Annotated in this window: 17 protein-coding genes; 7 read left to right on the top strand and 10 right to left on the bottom strand. The window is 71.4% G+C overall.

The window, feature by feature from the left end; genetic code table 11:
- Positions 1 to 7 precede the first annotated feature (7 nt).
- Together OHA68_RS27550 and OHA68_RS27545 are read right to left on the bottom strand one after the other, a co-directional pair.
- Positions 8 to 4,474 (bottom strand): hypothetical protein, encoded by a 4,467-nt coding sequence (locus OHA68_RS27550; protein ID WP_327102846.1) that lies wholly within the window; start codon positions 4,472 to 4,474, stop codon positions 8 to 10.
- On the bottom strand, positions 4,474 to 4,893 hold the full coding sequence (locus OHA68_RS27545) for a YbaB/EbfC family nucleoid-associated protein (protein ID WP_327102845.1): 420 nt from the start codon (positions 4,891 to 4,893) through the stop codon (positions 4,474 to 4,476). The genes OHA68_RS27550 and OHA68_RS27545 overlap by 1 nt, the downstream gene beginning before the upstream one ends.
- 98 nt (positions 4,894 to 4,991) lie before the next feature.
- Between OHA68_RS27545 and OHA68_RS27540 the strand changes: the two genes are divergently transcribed.
- The gene (locus OHA68_RS27540) at positions 4,992 to 5,294 is read left to right on the top strand and encodes a hypothetical protein (protein WP_327102844.1); all 303 of its coding nucleotides are present in this window, start codon (positions 4,992 to 4,994) and stop codon (positions 5,292 to 5,294) included.
- A 139-nt stretch (positions 5,295 to 5,433) separates the two neighbouring features.
- On the opposite strand, the gene OHA68_RS27535 is transcribed toward OHA68_RS27540, so the two are convergent.
- From OHA68_RS27535 to OHA68_RS27520, 4 genes are all read right to left on the bottom strand, one after another.
- Complete coding sequence (locus OHA68_RS27535; protein WP_327102843.1) at positions 5,434 to 6,408, bottom strand: SDR family NAD(P)-dependent oxidoreductase; 975 nt, start codon at positions 6,406 to 6,408, stop codon at positions 5,434 to 5,436.
- 215 nt (positions 6,409 to 6,623) lie between these two features.
- Positions 6,624 to 7,319, bottom strand: coding sequence for a response regulator transcription factor (locus OHA68_RS27530; protein WP_327102842.1), 696 nt, complete (start codon positions 7,317 to 7,319; stop codon positions 6,624 to 6,626).
- Positions 7,277 to 8,410, bottom strand: coding sequence for a hypothetical protein (locus OHA68_RS27525; RefSeq protein ID WP_327102841.1), 1,134 nt, complete (start codon positions 8,408 to 8,410; stop codon positions 7,277 to 7,279). Before OHA68_RS27525 ends, OHA68_RS27530 begins: the two co-directional genes overlap by 43 nt.
- Positions 8,403 to 9,557, bottom strand: a complete 1,155-nt coding sequence (locus OHA68_RS27520) for a sensor histidine kinase (RefSeq protein WP_327102840.1) — start codon at positions 9,555 to 9,557, stop codon at positions 8,403 to 8,405. Before OHA68_RS27520 ends, OHA68_RS27525 begins: the two co-directional genes overlap by 8 nt.
- 548 nt (positions 9,558 to 10,105) lie before the next feature.
- Here OHA68_RS27520 and OHA68_RS27515 point away from each other — a divergent pair.
- The 3 genes from OHA68_RS27515 to OHA68_RS27505 all read left to right on the top strand — a co-directional run bounded on the left by OHA68_RS27515 (position 10,106) and on the right by OHA68_RS27505 (position 12,703).
- Complete coding sequence (locus OHA68_RS27515) at positions 10,106 to 11,425, top strand: hypothetical protein (protein ID WP_327102839.1); 1,320 nt, start codon at positions 10,106 to 10,108, stop codon at positions 11,423 to 11,425.
- Between the two features lie 186 nt (positions 11,426 to 11,611).
- Positions 11,612 to 12,391 carry an SDR family oxidoreductase gene (locus tag OHA68_RS27510; RefSeq protein ID WP_327102838.1) on the top strand — a complete coding sequence of 260 codons (780 nt, stop codon included), beginning with the start codon at positions 11,612 to 11,614 and terminating at the stop codon, positions 12,389 to 12,391.
- Between the two features lie 96 nt (positions 12,392 to 12,487).
- The gene (locus OHA68_RS27505) at positions 12,488 to 12,703 is read left to right on the top strand and encodes a helix-turn-helix domain-containing protein (RefSeq protein WP_327102837.1); all 216 of its coding nucleotides are present in this window, start codon (positions 12,488 to 12,490) and stop codon (positions 12,701 to 12,703) included.
- Here the strand turns inward: OHA68_RS27505 and OHA68_RS27500 are convergent.
- The 4 genes from OHA68_RS27500 to OHA68_RS27485 form a co-directional block, all read right to left on the bottom strand.
- The gene (locus OHA68_RS27500) at positions 12,660 to 13,382 is read right to left on the bottom strand and encodes a GntR family transcriptional regulator (RefSeq protein WP_327102836.1); all 723 of its coding nucleotides are present in this window, start codon (positions 13,380 to 13,382) and stop codon (positions 12,660 to 12,662) included. The genes OHA68_RS27505 and OHA68_RS27500 overlap by 44 nt on opposite strands.
- A gap of 9 nt (positions 13,383 to 13,391) precedes the next feature.
- On the bottom strand, positions 13,392 to 14,195 hold the full coding sequence (locus OHA68_RS27495) for an N-acyl homoserine lactonase family protein (RefSeq protein ID WP_189139737.1): 804 nt from the start codon (positions 14,193 to 14,195) through the stop codon (positions 13,392 to 13,394).
- Positions 14,196 to 14,348: 153 nt separating this feature from the next.
- Positions 14,349 to 15,569 carry an NAD(P)-binding domain-containing protein gene (locus OHA68_RS27490; protein ID WP_327109565.1) on the bottom strand — a complete coding sequence of 407 codons (1,221 nt, stop codon included), beginning with the start codon at positions 15,567 to 15,569 and terminating at the stop codon, positions 14,349 to 14,351.
- A gap of 38 nt (positions 15,570 to 15,607) precedes the next feature.
- Positions 15,608 to 16,156 (bottom strand): OsmC family protein, encoded by a 549-nt coding sequence (locus tag OHA68_RS27485; RefSeq protein ID WP_189139736.1) that lies wholly within the window; start codon positions 16,154 to 16,156, stop codon positions 15,608 to 15,610.
- A 73-nt stretch (positions 16,157 to 16,229) separates the two neighbouring features.
- Between OHA68_RS27485 and metX the strand changes: the two genes are divergently transcribed.
- From metX to OHA68_RS27470, 3 genes are read left to right on the top strand one after another with little or no spacing between them, the layout of a single operon-like run.
- Positions 16,230 to 17,450: a homoserine O-acetyltransferase MetX gene (metX, locus tag OHA68_RS27480; RefSeq protein ID WP_327102835.1), complete on the top strand. Its 1,221-nt coding sequence runs from the start codon at positions 16,230 to 16,232 to the stop codon at positions 17,448 to 17,450.
- A gap of 19 nt (positions 17,451 to 17,469) precedes the next feature.
- Positions 17,470 to 18,807: an O-acetylhomoserine aminocarboxypropyltransferase/cysteine synthase family protein gene (locus tag OHA68_RS27475; RefSeq protein WP_189139734.1), complete on the top strand. Its 1,338-nt coding sequence runs from the start codon at positions 17,470 to 17,472 to the stop codon at positions 18,805 to 18,807.
- Complete coding sequence (locus OHA68_RS27470; protein WP_327102834.1) at positions 18,804 to 19,286, top strand: CoA-binding protein; 483 nt, start codon at positions 18,804 to 18,806, stop codon at positions 19,284 to 19,286. Before OHA68_RS27475 ends, OHA68_RS27470 begins: the two co-directional genes overlap by 4 nt.
- The last annotated feature ends 57 nt before the right edge of the window (positions 19,287 to 19,343 follow it).

The following is a 19,343-nucleotide window of genomic DNA, read 5'->3' as shown; positions in this document are numbered from 1 at the left end:
GGTGCGGTCACTGCGGGCGCATCCAGCGAGTGGCGGCGTACAGGGCGGTGAGCTGCTCCTTGTCGGCGGCCCGCCAGAAGATCTCGTCCATCAGGCTGCGGAAGGACAGGCTCCCCCGCTCGGTGCGGTCCTGCGCCGGATCCGTGAAGAGCTCGGCGTGGGTGCCCAGCGGGTCGGGCCTGCCCCGGTTGGGCAGATCACCCGAGGTCGCGTTGCGGAACGCCGCCTCGACCAGTGCGAGCGACACCTTCACCTGTGACTGGATCACGGCGGGGTCGAGCGAGCCGTCCCACAGCCGCAACTCGAGGTGATCCTTCGAGGACCCTCGCATGGCGTTCATGTTCACCGCGGAGTCGTGGCCGCTGTTGCGATGCCGCACCGGGCCGATCGGTTCGTAGCCGGCGGCGGGCAGCTGGTTGGGGCGGCAGTGCTTGAGTCCCCGGTGGCTCTCCGCCTCCGGGTTGTGCGCGAGTCTGAACAACGTGTCGATGTGATGGCCCACGTGGTTCAGCACGCTGGTGTAGTTCTCCACGATGTGGTCGAAGTCGTGGGTGCTCACATGGACGTGCCCACCGGTCCGCAGACTGGCCGTGCCGCCGTGCGATCGGATGATGTCGACGGCGACGCGGAGGTTCTGCCAGGTCGCGGGCTCGTCGTACAGGATGGGCGAGACCAGTTCGCCCGCGACCGTACCGTCCTTCTCCAGCCTCCACAGGCCGAGCCCGCCGTTCTTTCCTGAGCTGTAGCCCCGGTCCTTCATGGTGTGGTACTCGTGCAGCCGAGCGTCGCCGGTCAGTCCGGCCTCGTGCAGGGCACGGGCGATGGCCTCCAAGCCTTGGCGCGCGACGCTGTCCGGCAGGTCGAACTCGAGCTCCAGCCCGAACCCGCGTCCGCCGTCACGGGCGGCCAGGGACGCGGTGGCGTCGTCCAGCATATAGGGGATCACCGCCTCCCCCCTGACAGCGCGTTCCACGGCCTGGTCGTAGGCGCCCCTGAACGCCGCGAAATCCCTCGTGAACGCCACCTCGGGGCGATCCGGCCAGCGCTGCCACGCCTGGACGCGGGCCTCCAGCGAGGCGACGCGCTCCCGCTCGGCCATGGCCGGCAGGTCCGGGCCGGTCAGCAGTGACCGGACGCGGCGCAGGACCGGGCTCCCCTCGGGAAGCGCCTGCCGGGCCGCCTCGTGCTCGCGGCTCGCGGCCCGCAGGGCGTCCCGGACGGCCGACGGAGACAGATCGTGCAGCCCGGACGGGATGTCCGGCGGCCGGGGCGCGGCCGTGCCGGCGTCTCGGGTCAGGGCATCGAGCACCTGGCGCCGGCTGACCGGCCCGAAGAGGTCCAAGCCGTTCCGGTGGGCCTCGGCCGTGCTGTCCACCAGCCGTTCGACGGAATAGCCGAGTCCCGCGTCTCCCGCCAGGCGGCGCAGCGGTTCGAACACGCGCAGCCGCGACGGCGCCTCGGAGCCGGTGATCTCGGCGAGCCGGGAGAGAACGCGCGCCGTGTCGTCGCTCGGCCGCGTGACGCCGTTCTCGGCCGCGATCCGCAGCCCGTCCCAGAGGTACGGGTCTCGCGTCCGGTGCGTGGTGAGCAGGTCGACGAGCTCCCGGGGCCCGGCCACCCGTGTGAGGTCGGCGCCGTGTGCCCGCGCGTCCTCGGCCAGGCGCACGAGCTGTTCGACCGAGCGTCCCTGCCCCGCCTCACCGGCCAGGCGGTCCAGCGGAAGCACCGTGCCCTCCGCACGCGCGGCGATCTCGTCCAGGAGCCCGAGCACCCGTGCCGTCGGCTCGCCGGTGTCGGTCAGGGCGTGCCTCTCGGCGAGCAGCACGCCGTTCCACAAGGATGGGTCCTCGCGCCGGAACGCGTCCATGGCCGCGAGCAGGGCCTCGCTTCCGGTCGTGCCGTGGGGGATGTGGCCCCTCTGGTGGGCCGCCCGGACGACCGGGAGCAACTCCCCGATGTCGCGAATGCCGTACCTCTCGAGCATGGGTCTCGTGAAGTTCCGGACCTTGGTGGAGGTGACGGGGTCCCCCATCATCGTGACCATGAGCCCGATCGTGCGTGCCTGTACGGCGTTCGCGTCCGGCAAGGAGAAGCGGAGCTGGTGCCGGAAGCCCGTCCAGCGATGGGAGTCCGCCGCCATCATCCTGTGCAGGATGCCGGCCAGCGCCGCACGGTCGGTCGCGCCGGCCGGGGACAGGCCGTACCGCTGGGCGTCGTTGAAGACGTCGACCAGGGCGTCGATCTCGAGCCTCAGGCCGAGGTCGTTCGCGAGTGCGTGGATGGCCCTTGCCTGGTCGGGTCCGCCGATGCTCCGGCCCATCAGGGCCAGGGCCCGTGCGGCCGTGTCGTCTTGGCCGCTGACGGGCAGCCGCTCCGTCAGCCGCCGCCCTTCGGCCAGGAGCACCTCGTCCGGCACCGCCCTCGGAGAGGTGCCGGGGCCGTCCGGCGGACCGCTGAGCAGCCGCTCGATCCGGTTCTCCGGACCTGCCCGGCGGCCGTCCGGGCCGCTCCCGTTGTCGGGCGTCCAGCGGTGAACGATCGCCGCCGCCTCGGCGAAGCCGCGGGGCCGCGGATCCGCAATCGGCGAGGGTCCGCCGGGCACCTGATGCGCCCCTGCCGGCCGTGCCCGTTCCTGGACGGCGATACCCGCCAGCTCTTGCGGAGCCCGCGCCGCGGGGAGTGCGGCGTCCCGTGCCAAGCCGGGTGAATCTGGTTCGGCCGCACGGCCAGGCAGACCTGGGTCGGCCGCCGGCATCGCCCCGGCCGTCCGGTCCCCATGGCTGACGGTGGAGGCGGCCGGTCCCGGCCGGTCTTCGGGCCTCGCCGGGAGTGCGCTCTGCTCGCGCGGTGGTTGAGCGTCCATGTGGGGCTGCTGTGGTCGTTCCCGCCCGCCCTCACCGCCGAAGGCGTCATCGGGGGTCGCGGTGGTGATCGCCGGAACGGTGGCGGGAAGCAGAGAGCTCCGTGGGAGCTGCCCCGGGCTCATGGCCTCGGCTCGGGTGGTGGCGGGCGTGCTCTGGTTGGTGGGGGTCCGCTCGGCGAGAAGGTTCTGCTGGGGTCGCTCGACCGGAAGATTCTGCGGGGCCCGCGCGGGAGTTCCGTCTTGTACGGCCCTGTCCCCGCCTACTGGTAAGGCCCTGTCCCCGCTTGGCAGTGGCGTGTCCTGGCGTCGGACAACCTCACCGGCGATCGCCCCGTTCGAGAGCATCTGAGGCCCGGCGGCGTCGCTCGGGGCTCTGACAGGGGGCGGGGACGCGGGCGGTGGACCGGTGTCGGCGTGCGGCGCGCCGGCGAGCGTCATCTCGCCCGCGAGCGTCGTCTCGCCGATAGCGGCGACCGGCCGGGTGGGAGCGCGCTCACCGGCCGGGTGCGGCGAACCGGTGTCGGCGTGCGTGGAGGCGGGGTGCGCGGTGCTGGTGTGCACGGTGTCGGCGTGCGTCGAGGCGGGGTGCGCGGTGTCGGCGTGCGTCGAGGCGGGGTGCGCGGTGCCGGGGTGCGCGGGGTCGGCGAGTTGGGCGACCGCTCGCATCGGGAGGTAGCTCGTTCGGGCCGAGGCCGGGACGTCGAGGCCGCCCGCGACGCCGGAAATGAAGGCGTACGTGAGGTGGGAGGCGTCCAGTTGCCCGCCGAGCGCCAGAGCGGGGACGGCGCCGGCCGTGCCCGCCGCCCCACCCAGCAGCGCCTGGCCGTACATGCTCTGTGTGATCGCCACGATCTTGTCGCGCACGGCCAGCTCGGCCCTGGACGCGACGTACACCATCTGCCGGCTCAGCAGCCGCGACAGCGCGGCGTTCGCGCCGCCGAACAGGGCGCCGGTCAGGGCCCCGCTGCCGGCCGACATCGCCAGCGACGCGAGATCGAAGTCCCCCGCCTCGCGGTCCCCCACGACCTGCTGCGCCGCTTGCACGCCGAGGTCCAGCCCGCCCATGATCCCGGCGAACTTCAGCGTGCTCATGAGGACGAGCCGCTTCATCGTCTGGATGCTCACCTGGGTCAGCAGCGTGTGCTCCCGGATCAGCGCGAGAACGGCCGGGCCGTGGACGTGGATCCACACCAGCAGCCTGACGATCACCGCGCCGAGCAGCGCCAGCGAGGCGTAGATCATCCACTCGGTGTGCTGCATCCGCACGCCGTGCTCGCGCAGGGACGCCGCCTCGTCCCGGAGGGCCTGCTCCAGCAGATCGAGCAGCGCCTCCCCGGAGTCGGCCCCGGTGGCTCCCGCCTGCCCGCCAAGGGCCGCGAACGTCTGCTCGAACGTCTCCTTGGCGGCGCCCTGCCATTCCTGGCCGCGCAGCATCCTGACGACCGCACCGGCGTCCCCCGCCTTGATCTCGGCCAGGAGATCCGCCAGGTTCTCCAGTGTCCCCGCCTCGGCGATGAGCCCGCCGACGTCGGCCTCCGGGAACGCGCCGCCCGTCAACGGCCTCGCCAGCGGCTTCACCACGTCGGGCACCAAACTGAGGTCAAGCCCCATCAGCGGGCGTCACCTTCGCCGGGCATCCGTGGATCCCCCGGCTGCGGCGGGCCGGCTCCGGGGAGGAAGGACTCGAAGCTCGTTCCCTCGCCGAACAAGTCCTCGAACGGAAGATCCGGCACGAAGGGGCCCATCAGCTCCCGCATCTCACCGGAGACCTGGCTGGTCGCCCGCCCGATCTGCTCGACGATCAGGGTGGACAGCTCCGAAGGCGACAGCTTGCGGTAGACCCGGGGATCGAACTCGATCGTCCGCACCTCGCCGCGGGGACCGACGGTCACGGTCACCATGCCGTCCTTCGACCGGGCGGTGGCCGACAGCTCCCGTACCTTCTGGTGCATCTTCCCAAGCTGCTCGGTTTGCTGGTTGACCTCCTGGACGAGTTGCTCCAGCAGCCGCCATGGCTCATCTGTCGCCATCTATGTCCCTCATGTCCCCTCTGTATCGCAGATCCCACAATTACCATCGTTTCCTGATTTGTGGGGTCCTTGATCGAGGAGTACTAGGCTGCCCACCCGTGGAGTTCGACGGCGTCACCTACAGCAAGAGACACCTGCACCGGTTGGCGTGCGCGGCGGACGGCATGGCCGGTGACCTGGCCGGCGCGAGCACCCGATTCGAGGCGTCGTCGGGGGTGGCGAAAACCGCCCTCGGCGACGACGAATACGGCCGCGCGTACGCGCAGGACCACGGCCAGCGGATGACGGACATCGCCACCGGGCTCGACCTGCTCGCGACCGCGCTCCGGCAGCAGGAGACCCGTATTCAGCGGGCGTCGCAGAACTACGACGGCTGCGAGGACGCCAGCACCCTGCGCTGAGCCGGCACGGGTCGGCGACCAGCCCGCCCGGCGGACGTGGGCAGCCGCTCGACGGTCATGCCGGACGCCGCCGGCGGGGCCCCCGCCGCGCCGCTCCCCCGAGCGTCCGGGCGACCCTTCGACCGTGCGGTGGATCAGGTCAGTTGCCCGCGTCGAGCGGGATGCCGAGGATCGACGCGAGGGCGGGACTGCCGGGTGCGTAGAGAGCGAGCGGGTCGGCGCGGAACGCGGTGTCGAGCGCGTGGGCGTCCTCGCCCACCAGGATGCGCCAGGTGCCGGCCCGGATGCCGTCGAGGATGATGGTCGCGGCGTCGGCGGCCGAGAGGGGGGCGCTGTCCCGGAAGCCGTCGGCTATGCCCTTGACCATCGAGCGGACCATGTCGTCGCTCACGTGCTCGGCCGGGATGCCGGCGTTGGCGACGATGAGCGCGCGGGCCTTGTCGATCTCCTCGGGGGTCATGTCCTCCGGGTCGGACTGGCCGTGCGCCCGCCGAGAGTTGATCATCATGTCGGTGCCGACGTGTCCCGGCATCACCAGCGCGACCTGGACGTGCGGCGCGTTGACCCGGAAGTCCACCAGCATCGCCTCGGTGAAACCCTTGATCGCGAACTTCGCGGTGCTGTAGGCGGTGTGCGGAATGCCGGGGCCGATGAACGCCCAGAACCCGTTGACGCTGCTGGTGTTGACGAGGCAGCCCTCGTCGCTCGCGATCAACAGCGGCACGAATGCCCGCGAGCAGTTGTACACCCCTCCCCAGCACACGTCGAACGTGCGCTCCCATTCGTCCTGAGGGCCGGCGACGAAGCTGCCGCCGCCGTGGATGCCCGCGTTGTTGAACAGCAGGTTGATGTGGCTCGTCTCGTGCTGCGCCATGACCTCGTCGCGGAACCTCGCCACCTGGGCCGCGTCCGACACATCGCAGTGGTGGGTCGTGACCCGCACGTCGCCGGGCGCGACCTTACGGGCGTTGTCCGCGGTGACGGCCAGATTGGCGTCATTGACGTCGCATGTCGCGACCGAACAGCCGTCGGCCGCCAACTGGGCGACCAGTTCGCGACCCATCCCTGTGCCGCCTCCGGTGACGACGGCCAGCTTTCCGGTGAACGATCTCATTGATCAGTCCCTTCGTCGTGCACACACTTCCACGCACCGGGTGGGTGCTCAATAGCTGTGCCCCGCCGCTGTCGCACTCGCTTCGCCGATGTCGGTCAGGGGCGGGCTGAGCACCGGCCGCACCTGTCGATCGGCGAAAGTCGCGCGGCGGGTGGCGGTGACGCGCACCGGTTCGGGCACATGCAGGGCGGCCTGTTCGCGGGCACAAAGGCGGATCAGATCGTGCGTCCGATAGCCGTTCCGTTGAGCTCGGCGAGCGTGATGAGCCCGTCGTCGAGAGCACGGCCGACGAGCTCGCTCTTGGTCGGAGCGGCCCGTCCCACGTTGGCGTACTTCACCCGTACCCGCGCGATATACGTGTCGACGGTCTTGACGGTGATGTTGAGCTTCACGGCGACGAGTTCCTTGGACGAGGACACGAACCACGCCCGCAGCACCTCGGTTTCACGCTGGGACAGGCGTGGCCGGCCAGGAGCGTCATCGGCGATGAGCGCCCCGGACAGCGACGGCGCGGTGTAGGCCGCGCCGCGAGCGACCGCCCGGATGGCGGGCACCAGATGCTCCGGCCCTTCACGCTTGGTCAGGTAGGCGAGGGCGCCGAGGTCGATGCACTTGATCGCGGTCGCATCGTCGGTGTGCTGGGAGTACACGATCACGCGCCTGCCGCTGTCGACCAGCCGGCGCAGCTCGCCGAAGTCCGGTCGGCGCGGCACCAGCTCCAGATCGAAGATCACCACGTCGGCGACGGCGCCTGGCCCGGTCCAGACATCGGCGAGCCGGTCACCGGCATCGATGAGGTCGATCGGTGGCACGGCTCGGGAGCACCAGAAGTGCACGCCCGCGGCGATGGCCGCATGATCGTCCACGATCACCACGGTGATCGACTCGTCCGCTGCCGAATCGGCTGCCATCGGGCCTCCATCCAAACCGTATCGTCGTTGTGCAACGCCTCGACCTGTACGCCGGGCGTCGCCGGGCTCGGCACGCTCACCTCGCCGCAGTCCGCGACCACACTGACCGACACCAGGTCCGCACTGCCCATGACGGTGACCCGGGCGCGGGAGACGGTGGTGGCGAGGACGATGAGCACCGCCTCGGTGAGATCACGCCGGACCTCGACGGGCGGCTCGGGCCACGTGCCGCGGGTGTCCAGCTCCACCACGACGCCCTTGCGGTCTGCCACGTCGATGCAGTGGCGCAGCTCGTGCAGGAGGGGATCCGCGACCGTGTCGGCCTCGGCGAACAGCCGCCGCATCCGGGCCGCCTCGATGGCGCAGTGCCGCTGGACGACCGGGTCTTCAGGGCGCAGCGATCCGTCGGCGAGCCCCTCCAGGAGCGGGATCGTGGTGGCCGACAACGCGGCGAGCCGCCGCTGCCTGCGGCCGTGGGACTCCGCGGCGACCGCCTCGGCGACGCGCACCCGTTCGATCTCGCCGCGGGAGGTCGCCGCCGCCGCGCTGAGGCTGCGCATGACGGCCGCCACCACGGCCACGCACAGCGGGAAGCCGAACACGGTCACCGAGCCGGTGGCGAACCGGGCCAGGCCCGCCCGGCTGGGGTCGTCGAGCAGGAGCAGATGGAGCAGGGCGGTGAGCTCGTGGGCCAGCAGGAACGACACGGCGGCCCGCAGGGGGCGATCCAGCAGAACGACGACGCCCACCCAGTTGGCGGCACCGAAGATCCAGTCGACACCGGTCGACGTACGCCCGTCCGGCAGGGTCACGTACGACAGCGCGGACGCGCCGAGCACGAGGGCGATGGCGGGCCCGTGCAGCCGTCCCCACGAACGCCCTCGGACGAGCAGCGTGGCCTCTCCGGCGAGCACGGCCCCCAGCGCCGCGAGGGCGGCCAGCTGCGTGAGGGGTGACGGATAGACGTCCAGATAGCGCAGTAAGTTGGACAGTCCGAGCCCGAACACGATGGCCGTAGCGACGAGCATCGTCGCGATGCGCAGGCCGTGCCTCAGCTGCGCGCGCGTCACCTCTTCGACGGTGTCACTCATCGCCGTCACTCATCACGAGGCGCGCATCGCCGATCCGCCACTCCAGGCGTACCAGGGTGCCCTCGCCCTCGGTGGAGGTGATCGTGGCCGTGCCACCGACGCGGGTCATCCTGCCGCTCACGGACTCGCGGATGCCGCGCCGGGTGGCCGGCACATCCGTGGGCGAGAATCCCTTCCCCCGATCGATGACGTCAAGTCGCAGCGCCCCCTCGTTCCCGCGCAGCCGGACGGTCGCACGCGTCGTGCCCGCGTGGCGACGTACGTTGGTCAGGGTTTCCCGGGTGGCGTCGGCGATCGCCCTGGCGGCGTCGAACGGCAGCCGCAGCCGTGCGGGCGCGTCGAACTCCACGGTCAGATGCGTGGCATCGAGGTCGGCGCGCAGCAGGTCGACGAGGTCCGCGTACGGCGACGCCCGCCCGCTGTCGGAGCGCAGCCAGTCCAGATCGCGGCGCGCCTGCGGTGCCAGCCAGTCCGCGTCCGAACGCACCTGCCCGATGCCGACCATCAGCAGGGTCGTCGCCGCCGTGTCGTGCAACGCGTTGGCGAGCTCGCGTTCCTCCGCGCGGGCCGCGGCGGCCACCAGCGACTCGCCGCGCGCTTGCACGGCCTCGGCCGCCATGCGGTCGGCCCGTTCCGCGGCGCGCTTGACGAGCACCCAAGCCGCTCTGGACAGCGCGGCCGCCGGCATCGCCCATGCCGTCCCCGTGACCAGGGTCGCGTCCAGCTCCACCGCCCCCGCCGCGATGAGGAGGACCACCGCCCCGCCTCCGGCCGCCAGCGCCGCCGCGCCACCCACCAGGGGCGGGGTGTGCCACTGACACGTCACACAGGCGAAAGTGAGCAGCAGCCGCAACCACCCGGTGTTCCTGTCCTCGACGGCACCGGTCCAGAAGACGCTCGCGAACAGTCCGAGCAGGACGGCCACGTCGAGAGCGACCGGCCCGCTCCCCCGGCCCCTGCGCAGCCACCATGCGTATCCACAGGTCCAGGCGGCTGCGGCAGCGACCACGTACGCCGTGGTCGGCGCGTGCTCGGGCGAGGCGCGGGACAGGGCGATCACACAGATCGGCGCGAGCGTCGCCAGGCGCACGGCGGCCGCGTAGCGGCGGCCGAAGCGCACGAGCAGCCGCACCGCCTCCTCAGCCAACCGCCACCCCTCAGCTCGCCCACTCGCGATCTTGCCATGACGCAGCCTAACGAGTCGCCCAGATGGTGCTGATCGCCCCGATCGGCAGCGCACCGAAGGCAGCGGCTCTCGGAGCTTCGGGCGTGATCATGTGGACGTCTTACGGCAAGCGCGGCCCGCGTCCGTGACCCCGATGAGGGGCGTTCACCTGACACGCCGGCGTTCCCGCCGTCCGTAGGCTCGCAGCCGGGGCGCGAGGGGCGGAGCGTGCGCTACCCCCGTAGGCCTGCCATGTCAGGGGCGGCAGGCTCGCCCGCTCTGGAGGTTCGCCGATGTCCACCCCCTATCCGCCGTCCCACGGATCTGGCCCGCCCGGACATCCGCGCGGCCGGCACGGCGCTCCCGGCGGCTTCCCAGGCCCGGCACCAGGCGGAACAGGACCGGCCGTACGGTGGTCTGCCGGTCCCGGCGGGCCATCGCCCCACCCGCAGGGCGGACCCGGAGGACAGTGGCCACCTCCCCAGCGCAACCGCAGCGGGAAGAAGGGACCGCTGATCGCCGTCGTCGTCGTGCTCAGCGTCGTCCTGATCGGCGCGCTGGCAGGGGGCTGGCTGCTCCTGGCCCGTGACCAAGCCGGCCCGCCCGCTGAGCCGACCTCCGGCCGGGTCGACACGGTACGGTCGCCCACGGCCGAGGAGGCGAAGACCACCGAGGCGGTGAAACTCCGGGCGATCACCGGCGACCAGCTTTGTGCCGCCGTACCGGAAAAGCTTCGTAAGAGCCTGGTCGCCGATGCCGAATACGGCGGGAAGGACGCATCCACCGGTGCTGCCACCGACACCGAGAAGCGAGCGGCCTGTAGCTGGACGAACAGCAAGATGGACGTCGGCGACGGCGTACTCGGCCATCGCCTGCTGAGCATCTCCGTGGCGGCCAAGAGCGCGGAGACGCAGAGCGCGGCCGAGTACGCCACGGACCGCTTCGACAAGGACCGGGAAACGCACGAGCGGCGGGTCAACGTCCGCGACGGCAAGCGGACCGACGGCAGAACCTCGGGCTCGGCCTTCGGCGAGCTCAGGACACTGGAGTACGGCGACGCCGCCTACAGCCAGACCTCGATCGGGATGAGCGGCCTCAAAGCGGAGGTATTCGTCCGGCAGGGGCCCTGGCAGATCAAGGTCACCTATGGCGGCAGCAACCGGACCGGCGCCGCATACCCCTCCGGCGACGAGACGCGGACCTCGGCCGGGAAGGTCGCGGGGCTCGTCACCGCGGAGATGACCAAGAGCGCCGACAAGGTGAAGCTCACCGGGCCCTGTGGCATCGTCACCGCCGCACAGATCGAATCGGCGTTCTTCCCCGACGCCGGCGGACCGTCCGCCAGCACCAACGACGGCCGCATCAAGCAGACCACCTGCACCTGGTCGATCAAGGAGGTCGTCAAGCACCGACCTGGGCAGGAGTTCACCGCTCGCGGCGGCCAACTGGACATCCGCGTGGTCGACTGGGGGGACGGCGACACCGGGTCGACGTTCCAATTCGATCGCGATGCCAAGAAGTACGACCGCTACCGCGCCAAGGGCGGCCTCACCGACGATCGCCTCCACACTGACTACGAACCCCGCCGGCGGCTCTCCGGACTCGGCGAGCGGGCGTTCGCCGTGGTCTCCAGCACCACCAGGCGATACGACAAGAGCGCGCCGCCCATGACTGAGATCCTCATCAAGGTCCTGGCCGGTGACCGGACGGTCGAGGCCACCTTCCGGGGGACGACGGCCGGAGGCGGCCTCGTCGGCGCCGCCGGTTACCAGGCGCCGTTCTTCGAGCCGGCAGTCGCGCAACGGGCTCTGACGAAGGTGACCAGGACCTTCCTCGGCGGCTTGAGGTGACGCTGCGGGCATGAGGGCCTCGATGCTCAGGCGCAGCCGACGGCGACCGGTGACGCTCCGGGGGCATCGCGCCGTCGACGACGGCCAGCACGAGACCGTCTTCGTTCTTCAAGTGCCATGGGGCCCGCCGCCCATCCGACCGGGAACGCCGGCGGATATCTTCCACGGAGACCGAAGGGAGTGAACGTGGACCTGCGACTGACGGGGCGGCGCGCTGTGGTCACCGGCGGAAGCCGGGGTATCGGACTCGCGGTGGGCCGCGCCCTCGCGGCCGAGGGCGCCGCCGTGGCCCTGGTCGCCAGGAACGCCCAGCGCGCCGAGGAACAGGCAGCCCGCCTGAGTACCGAAACCGGCGCCCGGGTCATCGGCATCGCCGCGGACACCGGCGACGACGCGTCCGTGGCCGCCATGGCCGACGCCGCGGTCCGCGGTCTCGGCGGCGTCGACATCCTGGTGAACAACGCGGCCACCACCAACCCGGGCACGATCCCGGACGACGACCTGGAAGCCGAGATCAACGTCAAGGTCCGCGGCTACCTGCGCTGCGTCCGCGCGTTCGCCCCGGCGATGGCGGAGCGCGGCTGGGGACGTGTCATCAACATCGGCGGACTCGCGGCCCGGCAGACCGGTTCCGTGACCGGCTCGATCCGCAACGTCGCGGTCGCCGCCATGACCAAGAACCTGGCGGACGAACTCGGCGCCGGCGGAATCAACGTCACCGTGGTCCACCCCGGCGCCACCCGTACCGAGACCATGCTGGAGGTCGCCGCGCGCAGGGCGGCGGCGAGCGGGACCACTGCCGAGGAAGTCGAGCGGCGGATGGCCGCCGCCGTCTCCATCGGGCGACTGGTGGAGCCCGAGGAGGTCGCGTCCGTGGTCGCCTTCCTCGCGAGCCCGCTCAGTGTGGCGATCAACGGCGACGCGGTGATCGCCGGTGGTGGTGCGAAAGGCCCGATCCACTACTGAGCCGTTTCCGTCGGCGGCACCGGCGCCCGGCACCCGCTCTGGTCCGGGCACGAACTGATCGTCTACCCGGAGCCCGACGACGAGAGCGCCGCGGCAGTGACAGTCGAGGATGAAGCAGACGGAGCAGTCGCACGACGTAACCATGTCCAGTCGATCGAGCGAGCGATCGCCGTGCTGGAGTGCTTCACCGACGAGGAGCCGGTGCTGGGCGTGGCCGAGCTCTCCCGCCGGGTGGCGCTGTCCACCAGCATCGTCTTCCGCGTGGTCCTCAGCTCGCGGGGCTCGCGGGGCTCTCCGCCGCCAGGGCCTTGAGGCCGGTCGACGAGGCGTTGTCCAGGTGCGCGACGCACAGGCCGGTCGCCTCGTCGGCGTCGCGGGCCGCGATCGCGGCGACGAGTGCCCGCATCTCCGAGATGACCCGTACCGGCCGTCCCGGCTGGGACAGCGAGGTGGCGCGCAGCAGGCGCACGCGGGCCTGGACCCCGCCGAGGATGTCCTGGATGGTGGGGCTCGCGGCGCCTTCGAGGAGCACGTCGTAGAAGCGGTCCTTGGCCCGCAGGAGGGCCGGGATGTCCCGGTCGCCCAGGGCCACCGCCTCCATCTCGTCGACCGTGGCCCGCAGCGCGTCGACGTCCGCTGCGGAGGCGCGCTCGATGAAGCGCCGTACGGCCAGGGACTCCAGGGCGGCGCGGACCGCGTAGAGGTCCTGCGCCTCCACCGGGGACGGCGCGTGGACGACCGCGCCCTTCTGCGGTATCACCACCACCAGACCCTCGGCGGCGAGCTCGCGGAGCACTTCACGGATCGTCGTGCGGGAGACGCCGATCTGCTCCATCAGCTCGCGTTCGACGAGCCGCGCTCCCGGCTTGAGGTCGAAGTCGAGGATGGCGCGCCGCAGCCCGTCGAGCACCTGCTCGCGCAGCGGAGCGGCCACGCGCCCCACGCGGATGCCGCTCAGCGCGCCGGCCGGCTCCTTCTCGGTGCTCGCCATCCTGCCCGCCTACGGCTTGGCGCCGACGCGGACGGCGAGCCCCGGATCGATGCCCGCCACAGCGGGGAAGCGCCGCATCACGTCCGGGTCATGCCCGGCCACGATCAACCGGCCCGGGTCGGAGGCGATCTCCTTCAGCAGGTCGAAGCCGCGGTACATCGCCTCCAGATCGGCGACGAACGCGAACGGCCGGTCCCGCTCTATCTCCTCGTAGTAGTGCGCGGCGTCCGAGGCGAGCACGGCCTGGCCGTCCGCGGTGGCGACCAGGACGATGGCCTGCCCTGGCGTGTGGCCGCCGACCGGGATCACCTCGATCCCGGGCGCCGGACTGTACGCCTTGTCGATCAGCGTCATCCGGCCCTGGGCGTGCACCTCCGCCAGGTGGGCCGTCTCGGACTCCTCGGTGGACCAGGCGAACTGCGCCCGCCGGCCGAACGGACCGGTCCAGAACTCGTACTCGCGGCGGGCCATGATGACCTCGGCGGCGGGGAAGGCCGCGAGATTGCCGATGTGGTCGTAGTGCGCGTGCGTGATGACGACCTGCGGCACCGTCGCGGCGTCCACCCCGAGCCGGGCCAGCGCGTCGACCGGCGAGAGGAGGGTGGTGCGCCGCCTGCGCGCGCCGCCCACGACGCCGAACCCGGTGTCGATCATGATCGTGCGCTCGGCGTTGCGGGCCACCCAGCAGTAATAGTCCATCCCGAGCGGCTCGTCCGGCTCGCCGTAGATGCCGTAGTTGAGGAAGATCTCCTCCTTCGCCCCGAGCCGGGTTCCGTACCGGAGCGCGATCACCTCGTACGTGGCGTCGCTCATCACAGCACCCCCGTCAGGGACGGGCGCGGGTTTTCGATCATCGTGGTGGCTTCCTGAACTCGCGCGGCGGCGCCGGGCCGCTGCGCGGACCCTCAGGGCGCGACCGACGACGGCAGAAATTTTGTCCGACCATACGATTGTCGGACAAAATAATCAACTTCCGCGTCGTACGGCCACATGCCGCGCGAGGTGGCCGATCACCTCGCGCGCGTCGTCCTCGATGCCGTTGATGAACGTGGACCTGCGCCGCCGCAGCACCGGCAGCCCCAGCGCGTACAGTCCCGGGCTGTCGACGACCCCGCCGTCGTGGCGCAGCCGGCCCTTCTCGTCGACGACGGGCACGTCGAGCCAGGTGTAGTCGGGCCGGAAGCCCGTCGCCCACACGATCGTGCGGATCTCGCCGCCGCGCAGGTCGAGCTGCAGGCGCGCCGATGAGGGCACCCGGGTCGGCGCGAAGCGCTCCGGCGGGCCGAGCTCGGCGTCGACGCCGCGCGTCCTGGCCCACTCGTCGAACGCGTCCAGCAGGCGCTCCAGCTTGAGGTCCGCGAGCGCGAACACGTTACGCAGGCCGCCGGAGAACAGCGCGCGCCCGTCGCGCACGGCCGCCCATCGGCCCACCAGCTCGACCCCCAGGGAGGTGAGCGCGTTGAGATCGAGGGTCGTGCGCTCGGGCGTCCCCACGAGCTGGGGCGAGGGCAGCCGCCGGGCCCGGGTGAGGTCGTCGACCTCGTCGTACCTCTGGTCCCACACCCCCGAGGCGTCCATCCACCACAGCACGTCGCGCCCACGGTAGGTGCGCGGCAGCCGCACGTGCTCCCCCACCGAGAGGATCACCGGCCGGCCCGACCTGCGCAGCTCGGCGGCCAGTTGCACGCCGGTCGCCGACGCTCCCACGACGAGCACGCCGCCGTCGGGGAGCTGCCCGGGTTCGCGGTAGTCGAACGGCGTCAGCTGCTCGACGTCCGGCGGCACCGCCTCGCTGAGCGGCGGCACCGCCGGCCGGTTGCAGGCGCCGCTCGCGACGACCACCGCCCGGCAGCCGATCTCGCCCTGGCTGGTCGTCACGTGGTAGCCGTCGTCGGTGCGCCGTACCGACGTGACGTTCGTGCCGGTGCGGACGGGTGCCCGCGAGAGCTTGGCGAAGCGCTCGATGAACTCGGTCACCTCCCCCATGGTCATGTAGCCGTCGGGGTCCGGGCCTTCGTAGTGAAGTCCCGGCAGGCGGCTCTGCCAGTTGGGGGTGAGCAGGCGGAAGGAGTCCCAGCGTTCGCGGCGCCATGAGTTCGCCACCTCGCCGCGCTCGAGCACGAGGTGATCGAGCGACCGCTCGCTGAGGAAGTGGCTCGCCGCGAGGCCGGCGTGCCCCGCGCCGATGACGACCGTGGTGACGCGCTCGATGATGACTCGGCCTCTCAGGCGACTTCGACGGTGACGTCCGTCGGGTTCGTGAGGGCGTCGAACACGGCCGAGCGCTTCTGGGACTGAGCCACCAGAGCCTCGATGTCCTGCTTGGAGGCGTCCGCGTCGATGTTGAACGTCACCTTGATGTCGGTGAAGCCGTTGCGGACGTCGGCGTCGACGCCGAGGATGCCGCGGATGTCGTGCTTGCCTTCGAGGGTCGCCTCGACCGAGCGCAGCTGGATGCCGCGGTTCTGCGCGACGGAGGCCACGCCGGCCGTCAGGCAGCTCGCCAGGCCGACGAGGAGATACTCGATCGGGGTGATGCCGTTGTCCTCGGCCGCGAAGACCTCGGGGTGGTCGGCGTCGAACACCGCTTCGTTCCGGTGGGTCTGCTCCGCCCCGAGACCGTAGAACTCCTTGACCGTGGAGGTGCTGTGGACGCCGTTCTGCCATTTGGAGGATGCCCGCCAGACGAACTGCGCGGCCTCGGGCGCGCCCTTCAGCACCTCACGCGCGTCCAGCAGCGCCTGTACGTTCACTCCGTTGGCGACCGTCGTCATGTCCCACCCTTTCTTCCCACAATCCCGGTAGGTATTTGACCATACACCCTGCGTGGCGGCTACCATAGCCCTCATGTCGCAACCAGCCAGGACGCTCGCGGCCGGCACGGTCGGCACCGTCGGCACGGTGGAAACCCGATACCTCGACCTGCCGGAGCCGCTCCGCCTCGACTGCGGCCGGGAGCTGCACCCCGTCCGGGTGGCCTACGAGACCTACGGCACCCTCTCCCCCGCTCGCGACAACGTCATCCTGGTGGGCCACGCGCTCAGCGGCGACGCCCACGCCGCCGGCCTGGCCGAGGCGCCGCCCGCGGCGAGCACGCGAGACGGGTTCGGCGCCGAGGATCGCGACAGCGCGGGCGGCAAGGGCCTCGGCTGGTGGGACGGGATGATCGGCCCCGGCAAGGCGTTCGACACCGACCACTTCTTCGTCATCTGCACGAACCTGCTCGGCGGCTGCCGTGGCACGACGGGGCCGTCGTCGATCGACCCGGCGACGGGCAGGCCGTACGGCTCGGACTTCCCCGTGATCACGGTTTCGGACATGGTCCGCACCCAGCGCGCGTTCCTGGACGTCCTGGGCATCGAACGGCTCGCGGCGGTCGCCGGGGGTTCGCTCGGCGGGATGCAGGCGCTCGAATGGGCGGTCCTGTTCCCCGACCAGGTCGACGCCGTCGTGGCGATCGCCAGCACGCACGCCCTCCACCCGCAGGGCGTGGCCTGGAACGCGATCGCGCGGGACTCGATCATGGGCGACCCGGCCTGGCAGGGCGGCCACTACTACGGCACGGGCCGGGCGCCCGACGGCGGCATGGGCGTGGCGCGGATGGTCGGCCACATCACCTACCTGTCCGCGCCCGCGCTCGACGACAAGTTCGGCCGGCGGCTGCAGTCCGGCGACGACCTCCGCTACACGATCACCGAGCCGGAGTTCGAGGTGGAGAGCTACCTGCGCCACCAGGCCGGCTCGTTCGTCAAGCGCTTCGACGCCAACACCTACCTCTACACCTCGCGCGCGCTGACATACTTCGATCTCGCGCGCCGGCATGGCGGCGGATCGCTCGCGCGGGCGCTCGACGGCGTCGCCGCGCGGACGCTGCTCATCGCCTTCAGCTCCGACTGGCTCTATCCGCCCTCGGCGTCGCAGGAGATCGAGCAGGCGCTGCGCGCGCTCGGCAAACCGGTCGACTTCCAGGTGATCGAGGCGCCGTACGGCCACGACTGCTTCTTGCTGGAGGAAGCGCGACAGACGCCCATCATCCGCCGGTTCCTGGCCCAGGGCCGGGCCGGGTGACGCCGAGGAAGAGGCCTTCGTGACCGACCAGTTCCCCCGTGCCGAGCAGGACCACGAGTTCGGCTTCGAGACCCGGCAACTGCACGCCGGGCAGCGGCCCGACCCGAACACGGGCGCCCGTGCCGTGCCGATCTTCCAGACCACCAGCTACGTCTTCGAAGATCCGGAATCCGCGTCGGCCTACTTCAACCTGCAGGAGTACGGCAACACCTACTCGCGCATCATGAACCCGACCGTCGCGGTGTTCGAGGAGCGGGTGGCCAACCTCGAAGGCGGCAGCGGCGCGGTCGCGTTCTCCAGCGGGATCGCCGCCCAGGCGGCCGCGCTGTTCACGCTGCTGCAGCCGGGCGACCACGTGGTCTCGTCCTCGGCGCTCTACGGCGGGACGGTCAACCAGCTCAAGCACCTGCTGCGCAAGATGAACGTCGAGCTCACCTGGGTCGACCCCGACGATCCGGACGCGTGGCGCCAGGCCGTACGGGCGAACACGAAAGCGTTCTTCGCGGAGACGATCGGCAACCCAGCCGGGAACGTGCTGGACATCGAGACGGTGGCGGCCGTCGCGCACGAGCACGAGCTGCCGCTGATCGTGGACAACACGTTCGCGACGCCTTACCTGTGCCGCCCGATCGAATGGGGCGCCGACATCGTGACCCACTCGGCGACCAAGTTCATCGGCGGCCACGGGACGAGCATCGGCGGCGTCGTCGTCGAGGCCGGCACGTTCGACTGGTCCAACGGGCGCTTCCCGGTGGTCGCGGATCCGTCGCCGGCCTACCACGGGCTGCGCTTCCACGAGACGTTCGGCGAGTACGGCTACCTCATGAAACTGCGCGCCGAGACCCTGCGCGACCTGGGCGGGGCGCTCTCGCCGTTCAACGCCTTCCTGTTCCTGCAGGGGCTCGAGACGCTGTCGCTGCGGATGGAGCGGCACGTCGAGACGGCGCTGACGGTCGCGACGTTCCTCCAGTCGCACGACCTGGCCGCCAACGTGAACTATCCGGGCCTGCCGGGGAGCAGATACCGTCCGCTGGTGGAGAAATACCTGCCGCGTGGCGCGGGCGCCGTGTTCTCCTTCGACTGCGCCGGCGGCCGGCGCGGCGGGCAGAGCCTCATCGGCGGCCTGACGCTCTGGTCCCACCTGGCGAACGTCGGCGACGCCAAGAGCCTGGTCATCCACCCCGCCAGCACGACCCACCGCCAGCTGAGCGACGACGAACTGCGGGCGGCCGGCGTCGGGCCGGGGACGGTGCGGCTGTCGGTCGGCACCGAGTCCGTCGGGGACCTGATCTGGGACCTGGAGCAGGGGTTCGCCCACGTCGCCGCGGCGATCGCCAAGAAGGAGGAGACGGGATGACCGAGCTCAGGCGCTACCAGGACCCGCTGACGATCCAGCGCGTGCTCCACTCCACCAAGACGATCGCGATCGTGGGCCTGTCGAACAACGAGCTGCGGGCCAGCTACTTCGTCGGCTACTACCTCAAGCGGCACGGCTACCGGGTGATCCCGGTGAACCCTCGCGAGCCGGAGATCCTGGGCGAGACCAGCTACCCGAGCCTGCTCGACGTGCCCGTGCCGGTGGATCTGGTGAACGTCTTCCGCGCGCCGGACGCGCTGCCGGCCATCGCGCGGGAGGCCGTGGCGATCCACGCCGGGGCCCTCTGGTGCCAGTTCGGCGTGATCAACGAGGAGGGCGCGCAGATCGCCGAGGACGGCGGCGCGACCGTGATCATGGACCGCTGCCTCAAGGTCGAGCACGCGCGCTACGTGGGCCGGATGCACTGGCTGGGCTTCAACACCCACCGCATCACGTCGGTCCGCGCCGGGCTCCAGTAAGTCGGCGGTCGGCGATGCTCCGTGAGCGGGCCGATCCCCGGACCGGCGCCGTGCACG

The sequence above is a fragment of the Nonomuraea glycinis genome (assembly GCF_035920485.1).
Lineage (GTDB): Bacteria > Actinomycetota > Actinomycetes > Streptosporangiales > Streptosporangiaceae > Nonomuraea > Nonomuraea glycinis.
This window is presented reverse-complemented; position numbering and strand designations above follow the sequence as displayed.